21 protein-coding genes are annotated in these 18,686 nt (G+C 67.0%); 12 read left to right on the forward strand and 9 right to left on the reverse strand.

Translation table 11 applies throughout. The features are described from left to right. The first annotated feature begins 6 nt into the window (after nucleotides 1–6). From D3874_RS21135 to D3874_RS21145, 3 genes are all read left to right on the forward strand, one after another. Nucleotides 7–1,455, forward strand: coding sequence for an ammonium transporter (locus tag D3874_RS21135; RefSeq protein ID WP_119780520.1), 1,449 nt, complete (start codon nucleotides 7–9; stop codon nucleotides 1,453–1,455). A 199-nt stretch (nucleotides 1,456–1,654) separates the two neighbouring features. After that, entirely contained in the window at nucleotides 1,655–2,566 is a 912-nt protein-coding gene (locus D3874_RS21140) for a cation diffusion facilitator family transporter (protein ID WP_274380639.1), read from the forward strand. A gap of 193 nt (nucleotides 2,567–2,759) precedes the next feature. Beyond that, complete coding sequence (locus D3874_RS21145; RefSeq protein WP_119780526.1) at nucleotides 2,760–4,601, forward strand: long-chain-acyl-CoA synthetase; 1,842 nt, start codon at nucleotides 2,760–2,762, stop codon at nucleotides 4,599–4,601. A 133-nt stretch (nucleotides 4,602–4,734) separates the two neighbouring features. Here the strand turns inward: D3874_RS21145 and D3874_RS21150 are convergent, their stop codons facing one another. Beyond that, nucleotides 4,735–5,310 carry a hypothetical protein gene (locus D3874_RS21150; protein WP_147385761.1) on the reverse strand — a complete coding sequence of 192 codons (576 nt, stop codon included), beginning with the start codon at nucleotides 5,308–5,310 and terminating at the stop codon, nucleotides 4,735–4,737. Nucleotides 5,311–5,536: 226 nt separating this feature from the next. Here D3874_RS21150 and D3874_RS21155 point away from each other — a divergent pair, with 226 nt between their 5' ends. Then, entirely contained in the window at nucleotides 5,537–6,469 is a 933-nt protein-coding gene (locus D3874_RS21155; protein ID WP_158596132.1) for a hydrogen peroxide-inducible genes activator, read from the forward strand. 87 nt (nucleotides 6,470–6,556) lie between these two features. Continuing rightward, on the forward strand, nucleotides 6,557–7,009 hold the full coding sequence (locus D3874_RS21160) for a nuclear transport factor 2 family protein (RefSeq protein WP_119780537.1): 453 nt from the start codon (nucleotides 6,557–6,559) through the stop codon (nucleotides 7,007–7,009). On the opposite strand, the gene D3874_RS21165 is transcribed toward D3874_RS21160, so the two are convergent. Further along, on the reverse strand, nucleotides 7,006–7,497 hold the full coding sequence (locus D3874_RS21165; protein ID WP_119780540.1) for a winged helix-turn-helix transcriptional regulator: 492 nt from the start codon (nucleotides 7,495–7,497) through the stop codon (nucleotides 7,006–7,008). The two genes, D3874_RS21160 and D3874_RS21165, sit on opposite strands and share 4 nt — an antisense overlap. 82 nt (nucleotides 7,498–7,579) lie before the next feature. Between D3874_RS21165 and D3874_RS21170 the strand changes: the two genes are divergently transcribed. Next, nucleotides 7,580–7,990, forward strand: a complete 411-nt coding sequence (locus D3874_RS21170; protein ID WP_119780543.1) for an MAPEG family protein — start codon at nucleotides 7,580–7,582, stop codon at nucleotides 7,988–7,990. 29 nt (nucleotides 7,991–8,019) lie between these two features. Here D3874_RS21170 and D3874_RS31335 read toward each other — a convergent pair whose 3' ends face one another. Then, nucleotides 8,020–8,379 carry a LysR substrate-binding domain-containing protein gene (locus D3874_RS31335; RefSeq protein ID WP_119780546.1) on the reverse strand — a complete coding sequence of 120 codons (360 nt, stop codon included), beginning with the start codon at nucleotides 8,377–8,379 and terminating at the stop codon, nucleotides 8,020–8,022. After that, complete coding sequence (locus D3874_RS31340) at nucleotides 8,376–8,912, reverse strand: LysR family transcriptional regulator (protein ID WP_158596133.1); 537 nt, start codon at nucleotides 8,910–8,912, stop codon at nucleotides 8,376–8,378. Before D3874_RS31340 ends, D3874_RS31335 begins: the two co-directional genes overlap by 4 nt. 104 nt (nucleotides 8,913–9,016) lie before the next feature. Between D3874_RS31340 and D3874_RS21185 the strand changes: the two genes are divergently transcribed. After that, nucleotides 9,017–9,235: a DUF1127 domain-containing protein gene (locus D3874_RS21185; protein WP_158596134.1), complete on the forward strand. Its 219-nt coding sequence runs from the start codon at nucleotides 9,017–9,019 to the stop codon at nucleotides 9,233–9,235. A gap of 24 nt (nucleotides 9,236–9,259) precedes the next feature. Here the strand turns inward: D3874_RS21185 and D3874_RS21190 are convergent, their stop codons facing one another. The 4 genes from D3874_RS21190 to ykgO form a co-directional block, all read right to left on the reverse strand. Further along, nucleotides 9,260–9,652 (reverse strand): response regulator, encoded by a 393-nt coding sequence (locus D3874_RS21190; RefSeq protein WP_119780556.1) that lies wholly within the window; start codon nucleotides 9,650–9,652, stop codon nucleotides 9,260–9,262. Between the two features lie 200 nt (nucleotides 9,653–9,852). After that, a complete protein-coding gene (locus D3874_RS21195; protein WP_119780559.1) occupies nucleotides 9,853–10,887 on the reverse strand; it encodes a CorA family divalent cation transporter in 1,035 nt (344 codons plus the stop codon). 28 nt (nucleotides 10,888–10,915) lie between these two features. Next, nucleotides 10,916–11,554 (reverse strand): HAD family hydrolase, encoded by a 639-nt coding sequence (locus tag D3874_RS21200; protein WP_119780562.1) that lies wholly within the window; start codon nucleotides 11,552–11,554, stop codon nucleotides 10,916–10,918. 29 nt (nucleotides 11,555–11,583) lie between these two features. Then, nucleotides 11,584–11,709, reverse strand: coding sequence for a type B 50S ribosomal protein L36 (gene ykgO, locus D3874_RS21205; RefSeq protein ID WP_119780565.1), 126 nt, complete (start codon nucleotides 11,707–11,709; stop codon nucleotides 11,584–11,586). 214 nt (nucleotides 11,710–11,923) lie between these two features. Here ykgO and D3874_RS21210 point away from each other — a divergent pair, with 214 nt between their 5' ends. After that, a complete protein-coding gene (locus D3874_RS21210; RefSeq protein ID WP_119780567.1) occupies nucleotides 11,924–12,526 on the forward strand; it encodes a TetR/AcrR family transcriptional regulator in 603 nt (200 codons plus the stop codon). Nucleotides 12,527–12,600: 74 nt separating this feature from the next. Further along, nucleotides 12,601–14,448, forward strand: a complete 1,848-nt coding sequence (locus D3874_RS29535; RefSeq protein ID WP_119780571.1) for a fatty acid desaturase — start codon at nucleotides 12,601–12,603, stop codon at nucleotides 14,446–14,448. 95 nt (nucleotides 14,449–14,543) lie between these two features. Here the strand turns inward: D3874_RS29535 and D3874_RS21220 are convergent, their stop codons facing one another. Then, nucleotides 14,544–15,701, reverse strand: coding sequence for a helix-turn-helix transcriptional regulator (locus D3874_RS21220; protein ID WP_119780574.1), 1,158 nt, complete (start codon nucleotides 15,699–15,701; stop codon nucleotides 14,544–14,546). Nucleotides 15,702–16,043: 342 nt separating this feature from the next. On the opposite strand from D3874_RS21220, the gene D3874_RS28680 reads away from it, so the two are divergent. The 3 genes from D3874_RS28680 to D3874_RS21230 all read left to right on the forward strand — a co-directional run bounded on the left by D3874_RS28680 (nucleotide 16,044) and on the right by D3874_RS21230 (nucleotide 18,651). Then, nucleotides 16,044–17,081, forward strand: a complete 1,038-nt coding sequence (locus D3874_RS28680) for a spirocyclase AveC family protein (protein ID WP_158596135.1) — start codon at nucleotides 16,044–16,046, stop codon at nucleotides 17,079–17,081. Between the two features lie 185 nt (nucleotides 17,082–17,266). Beyond that, nucleotides 17,267–17,446, forward strand: a complete 180-nt coding sequence (locus tag D3874_RS29540) for a hypothetical protein (protein WP_199699183.1) — start codon at nucleotides 17,267–17,269, stop codon at nucleotides 17,444–17,446. After that, the gene (locus tag D3874_RS21230; RefSeq protein WP_199699184.1) at nucleotides 17,443–18,651 is read left to right on the forward strand and encodes a DUF1329 domain-containing protein; all 1,209 of its coding nucleotides are present in this window, start codon (nucleotides 17,443–17,445) and stop codon (nucleotides 18,649–18,651) included. The genes D3874_RS29540 and D3874_RS21230 overlap by 4 nt, the downstream gene beginning before the upstream one ends. Nucleotides 18,652–18,686 lie beyond the last annotated feature (35 nt).

Raw genomic sequence — 18,686 nt, forward strand, 5'->3', positions numbered from 1 at the left:
CTTCATATGAAACTGTCCTGGAAACTCCCCCTCCTGCTGGGTGCAGCGGGCGCCGCGATAATGGTGCCCGAGATTGCGGCCTTCGCGCAGGATGCCGCTGCTCCGGCGGCCGATGCCGCCGCCCCGGCGGCTGAAGCCGTGGCCGCCGCGGCCCCGGCCATGACCGTCGACAAGGGCGACAACGCCTGGATGCTGATCTCGGCCGTGATCGTGCTGATGATGTCGGTGCCCGGCCTCGCCCTGTTCTACGGCGGCCTGGTGCGCGCCAAGAACATGCTGTCGGTGCTGACCCAGTGTTTCGCCATCACCGCGATGGTCGCGATCATCTGGTGCCTGTACGGCTATAGCATGGCCTTCACCGACGGCGGCTCGATGAACGACTATGTCGGCGGCCTGGGCAAGGCATTCCTCGCCGGGGTCGACGTGACCACCCTGTCGGAGACCTTCTCCAAGGGTGTCGCCATCCCCGAACTCACCTTCGTGATGTTCCAGATGACCTTCGCCTGCATCACGCCGGCCCTGATCATCGGCGGCTTTGCCGAGCGCATCAAGTTCTCGGCCCTGCTGCTCTTCATCGCCCTGTGGGTCACTTTCATCTACTTCCCGATCGCCCACATGGTCTGGTTCTGGGGCGGCCCGAGCGCGGCCGAGGCACCGGCTGGCCTGATCTTCGGCTTCGGCGCCATCGACTTCGCCGGCGGCACCGTCGTGCACATCAATGCCGGCATCGCTGGTCTGGTGGGCTGCCTCGTGCTGGGCAAGCGTATCGGCTTCGGCAAGGAAGCGATGCCCCCGCACTCGCTGACCCTGACCATGGTCGGTGCGGCGCTGCTGTGGGTGGGCTGGTTCGGCTTCAACGCGGGTTCGAACCTCGAAGCCAACGCCTATGCCTCGCTGGCCGCGATCAACACCTTCGTCGCCACCGCCGCGGCGGCCTTCGGCTGGCTGATCGTCGAATGGCTGATCAAGGGCAAGCCCAGCCTGCTGGGTACCGTCTCGGGTGCCATCGCCGGTCTGGTCGCGATCACCCCGGCGGCCGGCTTCGCCGGCCCGATGGGGGCGATCATCCTGGGCCTCATCGTCGCGATCGTGTGCTTCTTCTTCGTCACCACGGTGAAGAACGCGCTCGGCTACGACGACAGCCTGGATGTCTTCGGCATCCACTGCGTGGGCGGCATCATCGGCGCCATCGCCACCGGCATCCTGGTCAATCCCGCCCTGGGCGGCGCCGGCATCGTCAACTACCTGGATCCGGCCCTGCCCGCGATCTATGACGGCACCCTGACCCAGGTGATCCGCCAGGCCAAGGGCGTCGGCATCACCCTGCTGTGGTCGGGCATCGGCTCGTTCATCCTCTACAAGATCGTCGACGTCGTGGTCGGTCTCCGCGTGCCGGCGGATGCCGAGCGCGAGGGCCTGGACGTCGCCGAGCACGGCGAACGCGCCTACAACTGATCACCCCTGGCCGGGTCCGGGCGACCGGATCCGGCCAGGCAGTGGATGTCCTGGTCTTCCGTCGTATCGGCGGGCACGGGGGAGTGCGGTGCATTCCCCTTTTTTCTTTGGCACTGCACAAGAGGCGCCCGACTCCGTACACTCGCCGCACATCGGGTTCGGGGGCTTCCGGCATGTCGGGTTCATCAAAAAGGCAATCATTGCGGCGGCGCTGGGCAATGCCGGCATCGCGGTGACCAAGTTCGCGGCCGCCTTCTGGACCGGCTCGTCGGCCATGCTCTCGGAGGGCATCCATTCGCTGGTCGACGTCGGCAACCAGTTCCTGCTGCTCTACGGCCTGGGCCGCGCCGCCCGCCCGGCCGATTCGCGCCATCCCTTCGGCTATGGCAAGGAGCTGTATTTCTGGTCGTTCCTGGTCGCGATCCTGATCTTTGCCTTAGGCGGCGGCTTCTCGCTCTATGAGGGCATCCATGCGGTGAGCGAGCCTGGCGAACTGCACGACCCGCTGGTCAACTATATCGTCCTGGGCGTAGCGATCCTGTTCGAGGCCTATTCCTTCTCGGTCGCCCTGGGAGAATTCAACAAGGGCCGCGGCGGCAAATCGATGATCCGGGCGATTCGCGATACCAAGGATCCCAGCCTGGTCGCCGTCCTCCTGGAAGACAGCGCCGCCATGGCCGGCCTCGTCGTCGCCCTGGCCGGTATCGTGCTGGGGCAACTGCTGGACATGCCTGTCTTCGACGGCATCGCGGCCATCGTCATCGGCGTGCTGCTGCTGCTGACCGCCGTCATCCTGGCGGTGGAGTGCAAGGGCCTGCTGATCGGCGAAGGTGCGGCGCCCGAGGTTGTCGACGCCATCCGCGCCACGGTCGCCCGGGATCCCCGCATCGAGGCGGTGGGCGAGATCCTGAGCGTCCATTTCGGGCCCCATGACCTGATCGTGCTGGTCTCGCTCGACTTCCGCGGCGGCCTCTCCGGCGACGATATCGAGGCGGCCATCGGCGCGCTCGAGGCCGCGGTCAAGGCGGTCGCCCCGGAGGTGCGCCATTTCTATGTCGAGGCAGTGGCGCTGGCGCCCGCTTCTGGCTATCAAGGCCAGATACAGGGCTGATCGACGGCCCGCGCGCCCCACGCGGGCGGGCCGGTCTGGTTCGGCGTCTCCCGTCGCTTTGCGTTTCGTGCCGCTCAACGCCGCGGGCGCCGGCCCACGTTGTCGCGCCTATTAAAATGACAAATAATCATGAAGCGCTGGACCGGTCCGGTCGATCGGTATAGGAAAGCGCTCAAAGCCCAGGGGAGACGCTATGTTCAACGGCATTCTGGACAGTGCGGCAAAGCTTGATCCGACCGGCGTCGTGGGACGCACCAATCTGGAACTGCGCTATGCCCGGGGCATGCTCGACGTGCTGCGCCGGGTGCGCGTGGCCAAGCTCGACGGCACCTATACCGTCGTCGACATGGTGGAGCAGCAGGCCCGCCGCAGCATCAACCGCCCGGCGATCTTCTTCGACAAGGACGTGATCACCTGGCGCGAGCTCGACGCCCGGGCCAATCAGGTCGCCCACTGGGCCCAGTCGATCGGCATCGCAAAGGGCGACATCGTCTCGCTCCTGATGAACAACAAGCCGGACTACATCACCACCTGGTTCGGCCTGGCCAAGGCGGGCGCCACCATCGCCCTGATCAACACCAACCTGACCGGCGGGCCCCTGGCCCACGGCCTGAACGTCGCCGCGGCCAAGCACGTGATCGTCGACGCCGAGCTGGGCGAAGCCTTCACCGCCATCGCCGGCTCGCTGGAAACCACGCCCAAGGTCTGGGCCCAGGGCGGCACGGTGGCCGGGGCCGCGAGCTTCGACGAGGCGGTGGCGCAGCAGCCGCAGACGCAACTGCCGCGCAGCGCGCGGCCCAAGCTGAAGGGCCGCGACAACCTCTTCTACATCTACACCTCGGGCACCACGGGCAATCCCAAGGCCGCGCACATCAGCCACTACCGCTTCCTGCAGGCCTCCAACGGCTTTGCCGGCGCGATGGAGGCGACCTGGCGCGACCGCATGTATTGCGTGCTGCCGCTCTATCATTCGGCCGGCGGCATCGTCGCGGTCGGCTCGATGCTGTCGGTCGGCGGCGCCGTCATCCTGAAGCGCAAATTCTCGGCCAAGCAGTTCTGGGAGGATGTCTCGCGTTACGACGCGACCCTGTTCCAGTATATCGGCGAATTGTGCCGCTACCTGCTGAACAGCCCCGAGCACCCCAAGGAGAAGGCCCATAAGATCCGCGTCGCCTGCGGCAACGGCCTTCGCCCGGAAATCTGGCCGACCTTCCAGGAACGCTTCAACATCGGCCGGGTCTGCGAATTCTATGGCGCGACCGAGGGCAACGTCATCCTGATGAACGCCGACGGCAAGGTCGGCGCCATCGGCCGCATCCCGTTCTATCTGGACCGGGTGTTCAACACCAAGATCATCAAGTTCGACGTCGAGACCGAACAGCCGGTGCGCAATGCGCAAGGCTTCTGCATCGAATGCGCGCCCGACGAGCCGGGCGAGACGATCGGCCTGATCCCGCAGAACCCCAACAAGACCGTCGGGCGCTTCGAGGGTTACAAGGGCAAGGCAGAGACCGAAAAGAAGATCCTGAGCGACGTCTTCACCAAGGGCGACAAGTGGTTCCGCACCGGCGACCTGATGCGCCGCGATGCCCAGGGTTACTTCTATTTCGTCGACCGGATCGGCGACACCTTCCGCTGGAAGGGCGAGAACGTCTCGACCGCCGAGGTGGCCGAGGCGCTGTCGACCTTCCCCGGCATCAAGGAGGTGAACGTCTACGGCGTCCAGGTGCCGGGCACCGACGGGCGCGCCGGCATGGCCTCGCTGGTGGCGGGCGACGACCTCGACCTGGAAGCCTTCCACGCCCACATCGGCAAGGCCCTGCCGGCCTATTCCCAGCCCTATTTCATCCGCGTCAAGGCCGAGATGGAGATCACCGGCACCTTCAAGCACCGCAAGGTGGACCTGGTGAAGGACGGCTTCGATCCCGGCAAGGTCGCCGAGCCGCTCTACATCCGCCACCCGGACCTGGGCGGCATCAAGCCGCTGACGGCCGCGGTCTACGAGGACATCACCGCGGGACGGCTGCGGTTCTAGCCACCCGACACATTACCTAACCGTCATGGCCGGGCTTGTCCCGGCCATCCACGTGGACACCGGCCTCACCGAGTTCACGTGGATGCCCGGCACAAGGCCGGGCATGACGAAATCGGGAGGTGGGCAATCAGCCTCAATGCACCCGGGCGCTGATCGCGCCCTGGGCGAACACGGCTTCCAAGGCCGAGAGGCGGCCGTCGTCGGCATCGGCCAGGCGCAGGCCCTGCAGGGCGAAGGCAGCGCCGACATGGGCCAGGGCCGCGGCGGCGGCCCGTGCGGCCGAGGGCGGCAGCAGGGCACCCAGCACCGCCCCGGCGAGACCCGGTTCGCCGGCCTGGCAGGCGGCGAGCGCCCGCAGGATCACCGCCTCGTCATGACCCAGGGCGACGACCAGGGGGCTGCGCAGCTCGACCGGGCGCAGGGCACCGGCCGCGACGATCCGCAGGAACGCTTCGAGCGGCGCCAGGGCACGCGGCACCTCGGCCACCGCGAAGGCTTCCTCGATCAGGTGCCTGGTATCGCTGTCGCCCTTCAACAGGGCCAGGCCCTGGCGCAGCGACCACAGGGCAAGCTGCCCGGCAAAACGCAGGTCTTGCACCGTCGGCTCCACCGGCAGGCGAGGAACCGGTGCCGCCCCTGGCCGTTTTCGCCGGGCCGTCTCGGCCGGTATCAGCGTGGTCGCCAGCCCGACGCCGTCATCGTCCTGCATGCCGCATTCCTTCCCAAATTGCATGGTGCAATCTAGCGGTTTCGCGAACGCAATTGCAAGTCATTCGCAAATAGGCTTAGATGGGCACCATGACAGTGCAAGCGCGATCGGCGGCAGACGCTTTGGGCACCGGCAAGCGGCCGGAATCGCCCGCTGCGGCGATCTTTCCGCCTTGTTTGGAAGAATTCCAATCACATATGCAAACGAATGATAGGAAGGGATGATCATGTCGATCTCGCTGCGCCAATTGCGCTATCTCGTGGCGGTGGCCGACCACCAGAGTTTCCGCAAGGCGGCCACGACGCTGAATGTCAGCCAGCCGGCCATGACCGCCCAGATCCAGCTTCTGGAGCAATCGCTGGACGGCCTGGTGCTGACCCGGTCGCGCCGCGGCGTCGCCCCGACCGCGCTGGGCGAGGCGGTCATCGCCAAGGCCCGCGGCATCCTCAACGAGGTTGAAAGCCTGCGCGCCCTGGGCGTGGCGGCGGCGGCCCGGCCCCTGCGGCTGGGCGTGATCCCCACCGTGGCCCCCTACCTGGGGCCCGACGCGGTGGAATTCGGCGGCGCCTATGCCGCCGAGGGGGTGGAACTGGTCGAAGGCCGCACCGCCGACCTGATTGCCGGCCTGCGCACCGGCACGCTGGATGCCGCCCTGCTGGCCCTACCCGACCAGGGCACCCTGGGCCGCGACCTGGAAACCGCCACCGCCTTTGCCGAATCCTTCTTCGTGCTGCTGCCCGACAACGATGCCCTGGCCGGCAGCCCGCAGGTGTCGCTGCACGATCTGTCCGAGCGCACCCTGCTGCTGCTCGAGGAAGGCCATTGCCTGGCCGACCAGGCCTTGAGCCTGTGCGGTGAGACCCAGAAGCGCGGGCCGGTTCGTGCCGCCTCGCTTTCGACCCTGTCGCGCCTGGTCGCCCGGGGCAAGGGCATCACCCTGCTGCCGGCCATGGCCGTGTCGGTCGAAAGCCATGTCGGCGACGGCACCGTGGTCCGCCCCCTGCCCGACCCGGCGCCCGGCCGCACCATCGGCATCGCGTGGCGCAAGGGTGCCACGGGCGAGCGTTGCTGGCGCCGCCTGGCCCAGGCCCTGGGCCGCCTGAAGCCGGCACAGGACGAGGCCCAGATCCCCGCCCTTCTCCCGATGGCCGCCGAGTAAGCCTTATCGGTTTCATATTGCCACCATGCGGGCGACAGTGCTATCTTGCAACCGTTGCCCGCATGGCGCGGCAAGAGGGGATGCCGCATGTATCACTTCATCCTCAGGCGCAAGCTGCGCACCGTCTTCAGCCGCCTGAACGCCGGCGATTACCCCTTCATCACCCGGCAGTTTCACCCGCAGGCCGAACACTGGTTTGCCGGCGATCACGCCATGTCGGGCCGGCGGGTGACCCACGCCCGCATCGAGGAATGGTATCGGCGGCTGGCCGCCGTCTTTCCCGGCATCAAGTTCGACATCAAGAAGCTGTTCGTCAGCGGCCCGCCCTGGCGCAGCCACGCCGCCGTCGAATGGACCGACACGATCTTCGACCGCGAAGGCAGGCCCCTGCCCAACCAGGGCGCCTTCGTCATCACCATCCGCTGGGGCAGGGTGACGGCCTTCCACGTCTATTGCGACACCGTGCGGATCGAGAAGAGTCTGGGCATCCTCGCCGCGCAGGGCGTCGCCGCCGCGGCGGCGACACCGATTACCGGCTAGTCGCCCGCGACTTTCGCCTGAACTGCGGCCATATAGCCCCGGGTGCGCGGGGTGGCGCCGGGGCCGGGCACGAAGCGCACATCGGCCGGGGGCACAGTCTTCCCCCCGGCATCGCGCAAGGTGACGGGCGCGATCTCGTTGCCGGCCGGATCGACGGCGCGCATCGGCGGCCGCCCCTGCGCGGTCCAGCGATCGCCCCATTGCATCAGGGCCAGCATGGCCGGCAGCAGGTCGCGGCTCTTCTGCGTCGGCCAGTAGGTCGGCCGGGCCGCGGTGCCGGCGCGCTCGAGCATCCCCTGGTCGACCAGGGCTTCGAGGCGGCGCGCCAGGATGTTCTTGGCGATGCCCAGGCTGGCCTGGAATTCGCCGAAACGATCCGCTCCCAGGAAGGCATCACGCAGGATCAGCAGGGTCCACCAGTCGCCGACGATGTCCAGGCTCCTAGCCAGGGAACAGTTGAAACCGCTCAAGTCCGTCTTTGCGACCATGTAACCTCCCCGCCCGCGGCGACTCTCGACGGCTCGGTCGTATTATGCCACCGTTGCGCAAGAACAAGAACAGAGAGCCGACATGCTTGCCCCCATCGTGACATTGATCGCCTGGACCCTGCTCGTCTGGATCTGGATGTATGCCAGGCGCATCCCGGCCATGAGCAAGGCCGGGCTCAACCCGCAGGACGCGCGCCATCCCGGCTCGCTGAATGTCCTGCCCGCCGAGGTTCGCCAGGTGGCGGAAAACTACAACCACCTGATGGAACAGCCGACGATCTTCTACGCCCTGGCCTTCGCGGTTCAGCTTAGCGGCCAGGCGGACGGGCTCAGCGTCCTGCTCGGCTGGGCCTATGTCGGCCTGCGGGTGCTGCACAGCCTGGTACAGGGCACGATCAACATCGTGATGATCCGCTTTGCGCTGTTCTCGCTCTCGACCATCGTGCTGATGGTCTTGCTGGTGCACACCGGCCCCGGCTTCTTCATCGACTGAACCTCAGCCACGCGGCGGCACGGTCAGTTTCAGCCGGGCCGTCGCCTGGGCCTCCTTTTCCATGAAGCGGAACAGGGCCTTGATCTTGGGCCGGTCCTTGGCCTCGGGCCGGGCCACCAGCCAATGGTAGAAGCCTGACGGCACCTCGACCGGAACGGCGCCACCAGGCGCCCCAGGGCGATATCGTCGGCGATCAGCGGCACGTCGCCGATGGCGACGCCCAGGCCCTGCTCGGCCACCCGCAGGGCCATGTCCAGGATGGTGATCACCTGCGCCCGCTCGCCCTTCAGCGTGTCGAGGCCCACCACCTCCAGCCACAGCCGCCAATAGCGGCGATCTTCGCTGGTGTCGATCAGGGTATGGCGGGCCAGGTCGCCCGGGACCTTCAGGGCGGGTTGCCGTCGATCAGCCGGGGCGCCGCCACCGGGATCAGGCGTTCGCCGGCCAGGCGCAGGGCATAGAAGCCGGGCGGCGGCGTCGCCCCATAGTGGACCGCGGCGTCGAAACCGGGCAGGTCGCCGATCTCGTCGGTGGTGATGGTCAGGCGGGCGTCGATGCGCGGGTTTTCCGCCTGGAAGCGCGACAGCCGCGGCATCACCCAGCGCATGCCGAAACTGGGCGGTGCGCCCAGCGCAAGCCTGCCCGGATCGTCATGCAGGGCCGCCGCCGCCTCGGCCATGCGATGGAAGGATTGCGTCAGTACCGGCAGGAATTTCGCCCCCTCGACCGTCAGCACCGCGCCGGTCGCCGTGCGGTGGAACAGGTCGATCCCCAACTGCCCCTCCAAGAGCTTGATCTGGCGGGATATTGCGCCCTGGGTCACGCCCAGTTCGCCCGCCGCTTTCGAGAAGCTCTGCAGGCGCCCGGCCACCTCGAAGGCGCGCAACGCATTCAGCGAGGGCAAGTTGCCGCGACCGATCAACGCACCGACCTCATGAGAAAAGCTGATGAGTTCATGACTAGAACTCCCTGGCGGCGGCGCCACCCGGGGCACATCTTATGCCCACGAGATCAAGGATCAACCCCATGTCGACCATCGCTTACAAGACCAACACCACCTCCAGCTTCTTCTCGCGCCTCGCCGCCAACATGATCGCTGATCATGCTGCATGGCGGCAGCGCCGCGCCACCCGGCGCGAGCTGAGCCGCCTGGGCGCCACCTCGAAGCACTTGCTGCGCGATATCGGCATCGAGGTCGTCGAGGCGGAACGCGCCCCGGCCAAGGGCCTGTTCACCCCCTGGTAATCCAGGATTGGCGGCCGCGCTGGTTCAGACCAGCGCGGCCTTGACCACGCGGGACAGCCGGGCCAGTTCGATCGGCTTTTCGACCAGGGCGAAGGCGCCCGAATTGGTGGTCAGCGCCGGGTTCACCCAATGCGGGTTGCCGGTCATCAGGATGATGCGGATGGTGGGATCGCGCCGGTGCATGGCCTGGGCGATCTCGATGCCGTTCCAGCCCGGCAAGTCGACGTCGAGCACCGCCAGATCCGGCCGCTCCTTGCGCAGGGCCGCCGACAGGCTGGGCCCATCGCCCGCCTGCATGACGCGGTAGCCCATCGACTCGAAATACTCCGACAGTTCTTCGCGCAGGGCGTGGTGATCGTCCAGCACCAGGATGACCTTCTGGGCGGTCTGTCCGCCATGGGAACCGGGCGCCACCATCACAACCCTCACGATCTGCTCGGGGCCGGGGCGCAACGGCGGCGCCGACCTTGGTTAAAGGCAACCACGCAACGCCCGCCTCAGGCAATCGCGACTAGTCCCAACCATTTGAAAACAAACCGTTTTTGGGAGTATTCAGGGGTCTGCGCCAGCGCCAGACGACCGCACTTCAGCTTAAACCCGAAGGCCTTAACAAGAGCTTAAAACCAGCCGCGCCATTTGATGAACAGATAAGGCACCACCCCGGTTGCAACCATCAGCAGCAGCGCCACCGGATAGCCCCAGGGCCAGCCCAGTTCCGGCATGTCGTTGAAATTCATGCCGTAGACCGTGCCGATCAGGGTCGGCGGCAGGAAGATCGTGGCCACGATCGACATGACCTTGTTGATCGCGCTCTGGCGCATGGTGATGGTGCCCAGCGTCGCGTCGAGCAGGATCTGCACCCGCTGGAAGGTGTGGTCGGCAGTGCGCTCCAGCCCCGCCAGGTCGCGGTCGATCAGGTCGATGCGGCGGCGGTGTTCGGGGGTGAAGTCGTGGCGCGACATCTCGCCCAGGAATTCGGGCAGCGGGTCCATCCAGCCGATGGCATAGAGCCCGACCGCCACCTTGTCGCCCAGCTTGCCGATCTGGCGCAGGATCGCCTGAAGGTGCAGGTCCAGCCGCCGGCCGTGGCCGACCAGATTGCCCGACGCCATGAACACCCGCCGCGACAGGGGCGCCAGTTCCCGGCCGATGGCCTCGATCATGTCGGCCATATGGTCGACCCCCGCCTCGAGCAGGCCGACCAGGGTATCTTCCGCGCACTCGATCTCGCCCGGGTCGCGCTCGATCAGCGCATCGGCGAACTGCTTGAAGGCGTTGGGCTCGTAGTCGCGCACCGTGATCAGCAGGTCGGCGGTCAGCACGAAGGCCGTGGGCTTGGCCGAGAGATGGCCCATGGCATCGGCGACCAGCAGCGGCACCACCAGCAGCAGCGACTGGCCGCGCCGGCGGAAGCGCTGGCTGGCGGCGATGTTCTGCATGGCCTGGGCGCTGGGCAGGCGGATACCGGTCCATTCCTCGACCAGGCGGCGATCCTCGTCGTCGGGGGCGACCATGTCGATCCAGATCAGCCCATCGGGCTTCTGGGTGCCCGGCACCAGGCCCAGGGCCACCACCGCCCCGTCCACCGGCGCATAGGCGACGACACTGCGCCGCGCGGGTTCGGTCGTGTCTGGATGAAGCAAACGGTCCATGGCGGCAGTGTGCTCCCAACCCCCACCCTCAGAGAAGCCCCTTGCGGGCAAGCTCCTGGGCCAGGCCTTCGGGCCCGGCAAAGTGATGAACCTGGAAACCCAGCGCGGCGGCGGCGGCCACGTTGGCGGCCAGATCGTCGATGAACAGGGTTGTGGCCGGGGTAATCCCGAAACGCTCGATGCTCAGGCGAAAGATCGCCGGGTCGGGCTTGGCCAGCTTCTCGATGCCCGAGACCAGGACAGCGCGAAAGCGCCCAAGGAAGGGGAACTGGGCCAGGCCCTGTGCCCATTTGTCGCCGGGGTAGTTGGTGATGGCGAACAGGGGCATGCCGCGCGCATCGAGTGCTTCCAGCAGGCGGACCGTGCCCTCGATCGGCCCGCGGAACATGGCGGGCCATTCGGCGTCCCAGGCGGCGATCAGCGCGGCCTGGCCGGGATGCCGGGCCGCCAGGGCGCGGACATTGTCGGCCATGGGCACGCCGGCATCGCAGCGGGTGTGCCAGGCCATGGAGCAGACGTCGGCGAGGAACCGCTCCATCGCCGCGCGGTCATCCTCGAAGTATTTCTGGTAGAGGTAGCGCGGGTCCCAGTCGATCAGGACCTTGCCGAGGTCGAAGACGACCGCGGCAACCGGCGGTGAATCGGGCACCAGGGGGCGGCCGCTCATGCGTCGCCCCGGCCGCTCACCGCGTCAGATCAGCCCTGGCGGGCCTTATAGCGCGGCTGCGTCTTGTTGATGATGTAGACCCGGCCACGACGACGGATCACGCGGCAATCGCGGTGACGGGTCTTGAGGGTCTTCAGCGAATTGACGATCTTCATGACAACCAACCCAGGGCCAGTGGCCCAAAATACGAGACGGCGCCCGAAAGCGCCGAAGTGAGGCCGGACCATAGGGGCGGTCCCCGCCAATGTCAATCGAGCCAAGCGGGAAATCATCGAGAATGTGGAAGCGGAAAGCGGGCTTCCGGGTCCCTCGTCTTGTCCCGCCCGGTCGGCTATAAGCGGCCTCGATGGCAAGAGTGGCGACATTGCGATGACCCTGACGCCCCCCCTCGGCGGCGAAGTTGCGGCCCGGCGCGAAGCTGTGGTCAAGGCGGCCCTCGCCTTTGTCGGCGAGAGCGGGCTGGAGGCCTTGAGCGCGCGCAGCCTGGCCAAGCAATGCGGCATCTCCACCATGGCGATCTATTCGCTGTTCGGCGGCATGCCCGGCCTTTACGAAGCCCTGGCGGCGCGCGCGACCGACCTGATGAACGCCTATATCCTGGACGCCAACACGGCGCTGCCGCCGCTCGATCGCCTGCGCGGCTTCGCCCGGGCCTACCGCCTCTTCGCCCTCGAGCACCCGGCCGCCTTCGAGCTGCTGACCCGGCGCGGCCATTCGCTGGTCGTCGCCATGCGCGACCGGCCGTCCTATGCCGCCTATCTCGCTGCCATCGAACAGGGCAAAGCCGAGGGCCTGTTCCGGCCCGAACTCGACGCCGGCGAATTCGGCGACATCCTGTGGGCCGCCGCCCACGGCATGCTGACCTTCGAGCTGTCCGGCACCTATCCCGCCGCCGCCGACCACGAAGCTCGCATGATGCGCGGCTTCGACCTGCTGCTGGTCACCGGAATGTCGCCGGATCGGTATAAATAACACTGTTATAACACCGTAATACCCTCCATAGTGAGAACCGAGCCGCCCAACGCGGCCATCGGGAGGAAGCGGTCATGAGCACGGTCGAGGGGGATTGGGACCTGGTCGGGCGTCTGCGGGGCGAGACGCGGCTTGCCGAATTGCATCGCCTGCCCTTGCTGCCGATGCCGACCCTCGGCCTCATGGCGGGCTGCTACAGCGCCTTCGCCCTGGTTTCCTGGGCCTGGCTCGCCGGCCTGCTGCCCGGGTGGCTCTCGGTCCCGCTGGCGGCGCCGCTGTTCTATGCCGCCTTCACCGTGCTGCACGACGGCACCCACCGCGCCATCTCGCGAAGCCCGGTCCTGAACGAGGTCATCGCAACCTTGGGCGGCCAGCTCCTGCTGCCGGGGATGGAGGTCGCGGTCTACCGCATCCTCCATCTCGAACACCACAAGCATACCGGCGAGCTGCACGACGATCCCGACGACATCCTGGTGATCGCGCCGAAGTGGACCCTGCCCTTCATGCTCGGTTTCGTCGACGTGGTCTGGTTCGCTTGGTACTTGCGCCGGATCGAGCGCTTCGCGGTGCGCCAGAACCTCCGCTTCTTCGCCGGCTTCGCGCTGTTCGCGGCCTGGCATGTCGCCTGGATCGCATCGCCCTATGCCTACGAATGGCTGATCCTGTGGTTCCTGCCGATGCGCCTCGGCCTCGTCATCACGGCCTATCTCTTCGCCCACATCCAGCACCCGCCCGAAGTCGTGCAGCGCGACCGGCCGCTCCATGCAACGGCCATGATCACGCGCCACCCGCTGACGCGCCTCTTCATGCTCGGACAAAGCGCCCATCTGATCCATCACCTCTATCCCCAGCTCCCCTTCTACCGGCTGGAGGCGGGCTGGGACGCCGTGGCGGGGGCATTGACCGCCCACGACCTGTTCTGGCGCGGCATCGGCGGCAGCGTGAAGCGCTTCGTTCCGCCGCCCTCGCCGGCCGAGCGCCATTGGATCGCCGCCCGCGTGGCCGAGGTCGAGGTCCAGACGCCGAGCATCACGAGCTTCGTCCTCGAAGCGGCGGACGGCGGCCCGTTGCCCGCCTTCGCGGCCGGCGCCCATATCGACCTCCGCCTGGCCTCGGGCGTGGTCCGGCAATATTCGCTGGTCGGCAGGCCCGGCGCGGCGGCGGCCTATCGGATCGCGGTGAAGCGCGACGACGCGGGCCGCGGCGGGTCCTGCGAAGTCCATCGCACATTGGTGCCGGGGGCCCGGCTCGACATCGGCCGGCCGCGCAACCATTTCCCGCTTCGGCCCGGCAGCAGCCGGGCGGTGCTGGTCGCGGGCGGCATCGGCCTCACGCCGCTGCTGGCCATGGCCGCGGCAATGGCGGCGGAACACCGCGACTTCGTGCTGCATGTCTGCGCCCGCAGCCGCGCCGAACTGCCCTTCGCCGCCTGGTTCGACCAGGCGCCCTTCGCCGGCCGCACGCGGATCCACCTGGACGACGGCGCCCGTTTCGACCCCGCCCGCGACCTGGGCGCGCCCGGGGCCGGCGACCAGCTCTACCTCTGCGGGCCGGCCGGCTTCATGGCCTGGGCGAAGGGGGCCGCGGCCGGCCTCGGCTGGCCTGCCGAGGCGGTCTTCTGGGAAGATTTCACCCCCGCCGGCGGGCTGGGCGACGCCTTCACCGTGGAACTGGCCAAGTCGCGGCGGGTAATCGACGTGGCTGCCGGGCAGAGCATCGTCGAAGCCCTGGAAGCCAGGCGCCTGCCGACCGAGACCCTGTGCCGCCAGGGCGTCTGCGGCACCTGCCGCTGCAAGGTCCTGGCCGGCACGATCGAGCATCGCGACAGCGTCCTTACGCCCGAGGAACGGGCGGTGGGCGACCAGATGATGGCTTGCGTCTCCCGCGCGCCGAAAGGCGAGCGCCTGGTGCTCGATCTCTGATCAGCCGGTCCGAGCGGGTCGTGAACGCTTTGTCCGAATGGATGACGGATCAGTGCAGGGCAGGCCCGATCCTCTGATTGGCATGTCAGCCCAACTCACGCCGTCTTGTCGAAGCAGCCAAGCGGGGCGACGCCGTTGACCAGGATGCGCACCAGTTCGGCCTGCCGGGTGACCCCGGTCTTGGAGAACATCGAGCGCAGGTGGGCGCGGGCGGTGTTGTAGCGGATGTTGAGCTGTGCCGCCGCCTCTTCCAGGCTTTCGCCCTTGGCGAGCTGCATGGCCAGGGCCGATTCGGCCTGGGTGAAGCCGAAGAGCTGCTTGAGGATGGCGGGATCGGTGCGCACGCCGTTCTCGGGATCGCGGATGAACACGGTCGCCCCGGTGCGCCAGCGGTCGCCCACCTTGGCCCCTAAGCGGATACCGCCCACCACCACGCCCAGGTCGCGGGCGCCCGAGGCCCTAGTGATCGAAACCGCCTGGGCGTGGCGCGGTTCGTTGGCGTTCTCGCCGCTCAAGGCCGCGCGGATCAGGGTCTGCAGGGCACGGTCGTCCTGGGTCGAGACGGCGCGCATGGTGCCGTTCACCAGGGTGATGCCGTCGCGCCGCTTCAGGAGGTCGGCGGCGATGGCGTTCATCACCAGCACCTTGCCGTTCTGGTCCAGCACGATGCCGCCCACCGCCAGCCGGTCCATGGCATCGGAATAGATCTGGTTGACGATTTCCGACTGGGCCAGGCGCGAGCGGATTTCCAGCGCCCGGGCGAAATGCGGCGCGATCAGGGAGATCAGCCGCTCCTCCTCCTTCACGAAGGGCTCGGAGCCCCGCGTGCGCATCACGCGGATGAAGCAGTCGAGGTTTTCCAGGCTGCAGACCCAGGCGCCCATGTAGTGGTTGATGTCGGAAATCTCGAGCAACTCGTTGAACTTGCCGTATTCCGAGCGATTGAGGGTGAGCCAGTCGTTGATCGTGTAGACCTCGCCCAGCCTGGTTTCCACATTGGGCCGGTACTTCTGGTATTCGCTTTCGTACTGGACGAATTCGTCGAAGGCGATGGGGCCGACGTTGATCGTCGCCTCCTGGCGCAGCGCCGTCTTGGCCACGATCGACAGGGTGACGAACTTGGCATCCAGATATTCGCGCAGGAGTTCCAGGCTCTCCTTCCAGGACACATCCTCGAACGAACCCTGATAGATCTGCCCGATCAGCAGGCTGAGCTTTTCCTGCGACGGGCCTTCGGGTTGCGATTCCACCATATCGAGCCTCGTAAACGTCGAACGCTGTGCCGACCGGCCGCCAGGGCCGCCACGATCCACCCGGTTCAAGATGCGACGGCATGCCGACAGGGGCAGGCCCGACCCGGTTCAGTCGTCTCTGGGGATGTCTCCCTTGGGACGTCGCGGCCTCCACGCCTGCCGACGGCCCGGCGGGATTTCCCCGCTTTCCTCCACGCCTCGCGGCTCATCCCCCAATTGGACGACGGCCCGACGGCTTTCCTTGGGCAAACTCTAGCATGTGTCTCGCAATGTGAACAATTCCGTGACCGTCCCGTTTCGGGTGGGGTGAAACCAGCGGAAAGCGAGCCTTTGGGGGAAACGATGGCGAGCATCAGCGCGAGCACCGGCACACCGGCGGCCCAGGCCCGGCCGATCCTGTGGTGGGGTACCCTGGGCGCGGGTTTCCTGGCGCTGCAGCTCTACATTCTCACCGCCTGGATCCTGTCGGACGACTTCAAGCCGGTCGCCCCCGGCCCCGATGCGCTGTCGCCCATCGGCACGATCACCATGTGGGGCGTGGCCATCACCTTCGTCGGCGCCGCCATCGGCGGGCTGGCCTGGATCGGCTGGACCCTGGTCCGGGAGCGGGCCTTGAGCACCACGCAGATCCTGATGGTCGGCTGCTGGACCTGCCTGTGGCAGGATGCGACCATCAACCTGCTGCGCCCGGTGGCGCTCTACAACACCCACTACCCCAACATGGGCAGCTGGGCCGAGCACATCCCCTTCTGGTTCAGCCCCCACGGCGTCTTGAACGCCCAGCCGCTGACCTTCCAGTCCAGCCTGTACCTGGTGATGATCCCGACCTGGGTGCTGACCGCCTATGGGGTCATGAAGCTTGCCCGGCGCCTGTGGCCGCGCCTGGTGGCCCCGCAATTGTTCCTGATCGCGATGGCCTTCATCACCGTGGCCCAGACCGGGGCCGAGGTGGCGATGGTGCGGGGCGAGATCTTCGCCTATGGCGGCGCCATTCACGCGCTCTCGGTGTTTCCCGGCACGCGCTGGCAATTCCCGGTCTACGGCGCCTTCCTGTGGTCGATCGGCACGGTCGCCCTGGGTGCCTTGCTGTTCTGGCGCGACCAGGCGGGGCGCACCGCGGTCGAGCAGGGCATCGAGCGGCTGGATCTGGGCCGGGGCGCGAGCAACGGCTTGCGCTGCCTTGCCATGGCTGGTGCTGCCAATCTGGCGATTCTCGCCTATTACCTGCCTTTCATGTTCATCTCGCTCTATTCCGATCCCTGGCCGACCGATTTTCCCAGCTATTTCACCAACGGCATCTGCGGTGCCGGCACCGGCTATGCCTGCCCCGATCCCGCCCTGCCGATTCCCAGCCATCTGGTCCCCCCGGCGCCGTTGTAACCCAAGGATTTCAACCGTTCCGGGACAAGCCGCGCAGCGCCGTGGCGCCGGGAAAAATTTCGCCCAATCCTGACTCAACGGCCCAAACAGGTCGAATAGAGCCTAAGCTCTATAAGGAGGCGCGCACAAAATGACGCGCCGCATGCCGCATGGCCCTCGGGCCTGACGGATAGGGGGGAACAGTCATGAACAGGTTGCTGACCGGCGCCTTGGCCGGTGCTTTGCTGAGCTTCACCGTATTGGCACCGGCGATCGCCAAGGTGCCCCAGGCCGAGGCTGACCGCCTGGGCAAGGACCTGACCCCCATGGGGGCAACCCGAAGGCCAATGCCGACGGCTCGATTCCGGCCTTCGAAGGCGGCGTGACCCGCCCGCCCGCCGGCTATACCCCGGGCATGCATCACATCAGCCCGTTCGCCTCGGACCCGATCAAGGAAACGATCACGCAGGCCAACGCCGCCCAGTTCGCCGCCAAGCTGACTGCCGGCCAGCAGGCGATGCTGAAGATCTATCCGACCTACAAGCTCAACGTCTACCAGACGCGCCGCTCCTGCGCCTTCCCCGAACGGGTCTACGAGGCCAACAAGCGCAACGCCGTCACCGCGACCATGACCGAGGACCAGAACGGCCTCAACGATGCAATCCTGGGGGTTCCCTTTCCGATCCCCACCAACGGCGTCGAGGCGATCTGGAACCATCGCCTGCGCTACCGCGGCTTCAAGTTCCGCCGCTTCTTCGGCGCGGCCGCGGTGAACCGCGACGGCAGCTTCACCCTGTTCAAGACCCAGGACGAGGGCATCCTGCATTATTCGGGGCCTGGCATTAACCAGATCGGCGATGTCACCGACATCAAGCAGCTCAAGAACATCGGCATCTCGTACCTGAACATCACCACCGCCCCCGCCCGCCTGGCCGGTTCGGTGATTCTGGTGCTCGACACGATCAACGCCAAGGAATTGCCGCGCCAGGCCTGGCAGTACAACCCGGGCACAAGGCGGGTGCTGCGGGCGCCCGAGCTGTCCTACGACAACCCGCTGTTCAATTCGGACGGCTTGGCCACCACCGACCAGTTCGACATGTATAACGGCGCCACCGACCGCTACGACTTCGAGCTGAAGCCGACGGTCGAGAAATTCATCGGCTACAACGCCTATGAGCTGATGTCGGACAAGCACAAGTACAAGGAACTGCTGACCGCGACTCACCTGAACCCGGACCTGGGCCGCTACGAGCTGCACCGGGTCTGGGTGGTCGAGGCGAAGCTGAAGGAGGGCACCCGCCACGTCTATGCCCGGCGGACCTTCTACCTGGACGAGGATAGCTGGAACATCGTCAACGCCGACCTTTACGACGGCCGCGGCCAGCTCTGGCGCAACCAGGAAGGCCCGGTCGTGAATTACTACGACCTGCCGCTCTGCTCGTCGGTGCTGGAAGTGACCTACGACCTGCAATCGGGCCGCTATGTCGCCTTCGGCATGAAGGCCGAGGAGAAAATGCTCGACTGGAACGTCCAGGACATCAACCCGTCCCAGTTCACCCCGGATGCGATCCGGCGCCTGGGGCAGAAGTAAAGAGCTATCGAGGGGGCGCATCGTCGCCCCCTCGC

The organism is Oleomonas cavernae, assembly GCF_003590945.1.
GTDB classification, from domain to species: domain Bacteria; phylum Pseudomonadota; class Alphaproteobacteria; order Zavarziniales; family Zavarziniaceae; genus Zavarzinia; species Zavarzinia cavernae.

Coding starts and splice junctions, on each gene's coding strand:
- D3874_RS21135 (WP_119780520.1), top strand. CDS start 7: ATGAAACTGTCCTGGAAACTCCCCCTCCTGCTGGGTGCAGCGGGCGCC.
- D3874_RS21150 (WP_147385761.1), bottom strand. CDS start 5,310: ATGCAGGACGATGACGGCGTCGGGCTGGCGACCACGCTGATACCGGCC.
- D3874_RS28680 (WP_158596135.1), top strand. CDS start 16,044: ATGGCGAGCATCAGCGCGAGCACCGGCACACCGGCGGCCCAGGCCCGG.
- D3874_RS29535 (WP_119780571.1), top strand. CDS start 12,601: ATGAGCACGGTCGAGGGGGATTGGGACCTGGTCGGGCGTCTGCGGGGC.
- D3874_RS21210 (WP_119780567.1), top strand. CDS start 11,924: ATGACCCTGACGCCCCCCCTCGGCGGCGAAGTTGCGGCCCGGCGCGAA.
- ykgO (WP_119780565.1), bottom strand. CDS start 11,709: ATGAAGATCGTCAATTCGCTGAAGACCCTCAAGACCCGTCACCGCGAT.
- D3874_RS21170 (WP_119780543.1), top strand. CDS start 7,580: ATGCTTGCCCCCATCGTGACATTGATCGCCTGGACCCTGCTCGTCTGG.
- D3874_RS21190 (WP_119780556.1), bottom strand. CDS start 9,652: ATGGTGGCGCCCGGTTCCCATGGCGGACAGACCGCCCAGAAGGTCATC.
- D3874_RS21185 (WP_158596134.1), top strand. CDS start 9,017: ATGTCGACCATCGCTTACAAGACCAACACCACCTCCAGCTTCTTCTCG.
- D3874_RS21195 (WP_119780559.1), bottom strand. CDS start 10,887: ATGGACCGTTTGCTTCATCCAGACACGACCGAACCCGCGCGGCGCAGT.
- D3874_RS21200 (WP_119780562.1), bottom strand. CDS start 11,554: ATGAGCGGCCGCCCCCTGGTGCCCGATTCACCGCCGGTTGCCGCGGTC.
- D3874_RS29540 (WP_199699183.1), top strand. CDS start 17,267: ATGAACAGGTTGCTGACCGGCGCCTTGGCCGGTGCTTTGCTGAGCTTC.
- D3874_RS21155 (WP_158596132.1), top strand. CDS start 5,537: ATGTCGATCTCGCTGCGCCAATTGCGCTATCTCGTGGCGGTGGCCGAC.
- D3874_RS21145 (WP_119780526.1), top strand. CDS start 2,760: ATGTTCAACGGCATTCTGGACAGTGCGGCAAAGCTTGATCCGACCGGC.
- D3874_RS21165 (WP_119780540.1), bottom strand. CDS start 7,497: ATGGTCGCAAAGACGGACTTGAGCGGTTTCAACTGTTCCCTGGCTAGG.
- D3874_RS21220 (WP_119780574.1), bottom strand. CDS start 15,701: ATGGTGGAATCGCAACCCGAAGGCCCGTCGCAGGAAAAGCTCAGCCTG.
- D3874_RS21160 (WP_119780537.1), top strand. CDS start 6,557: ATGTATCACTTCATCCTCAGGCGCAAGCTGCGCACCGTCTTCAGCCGC.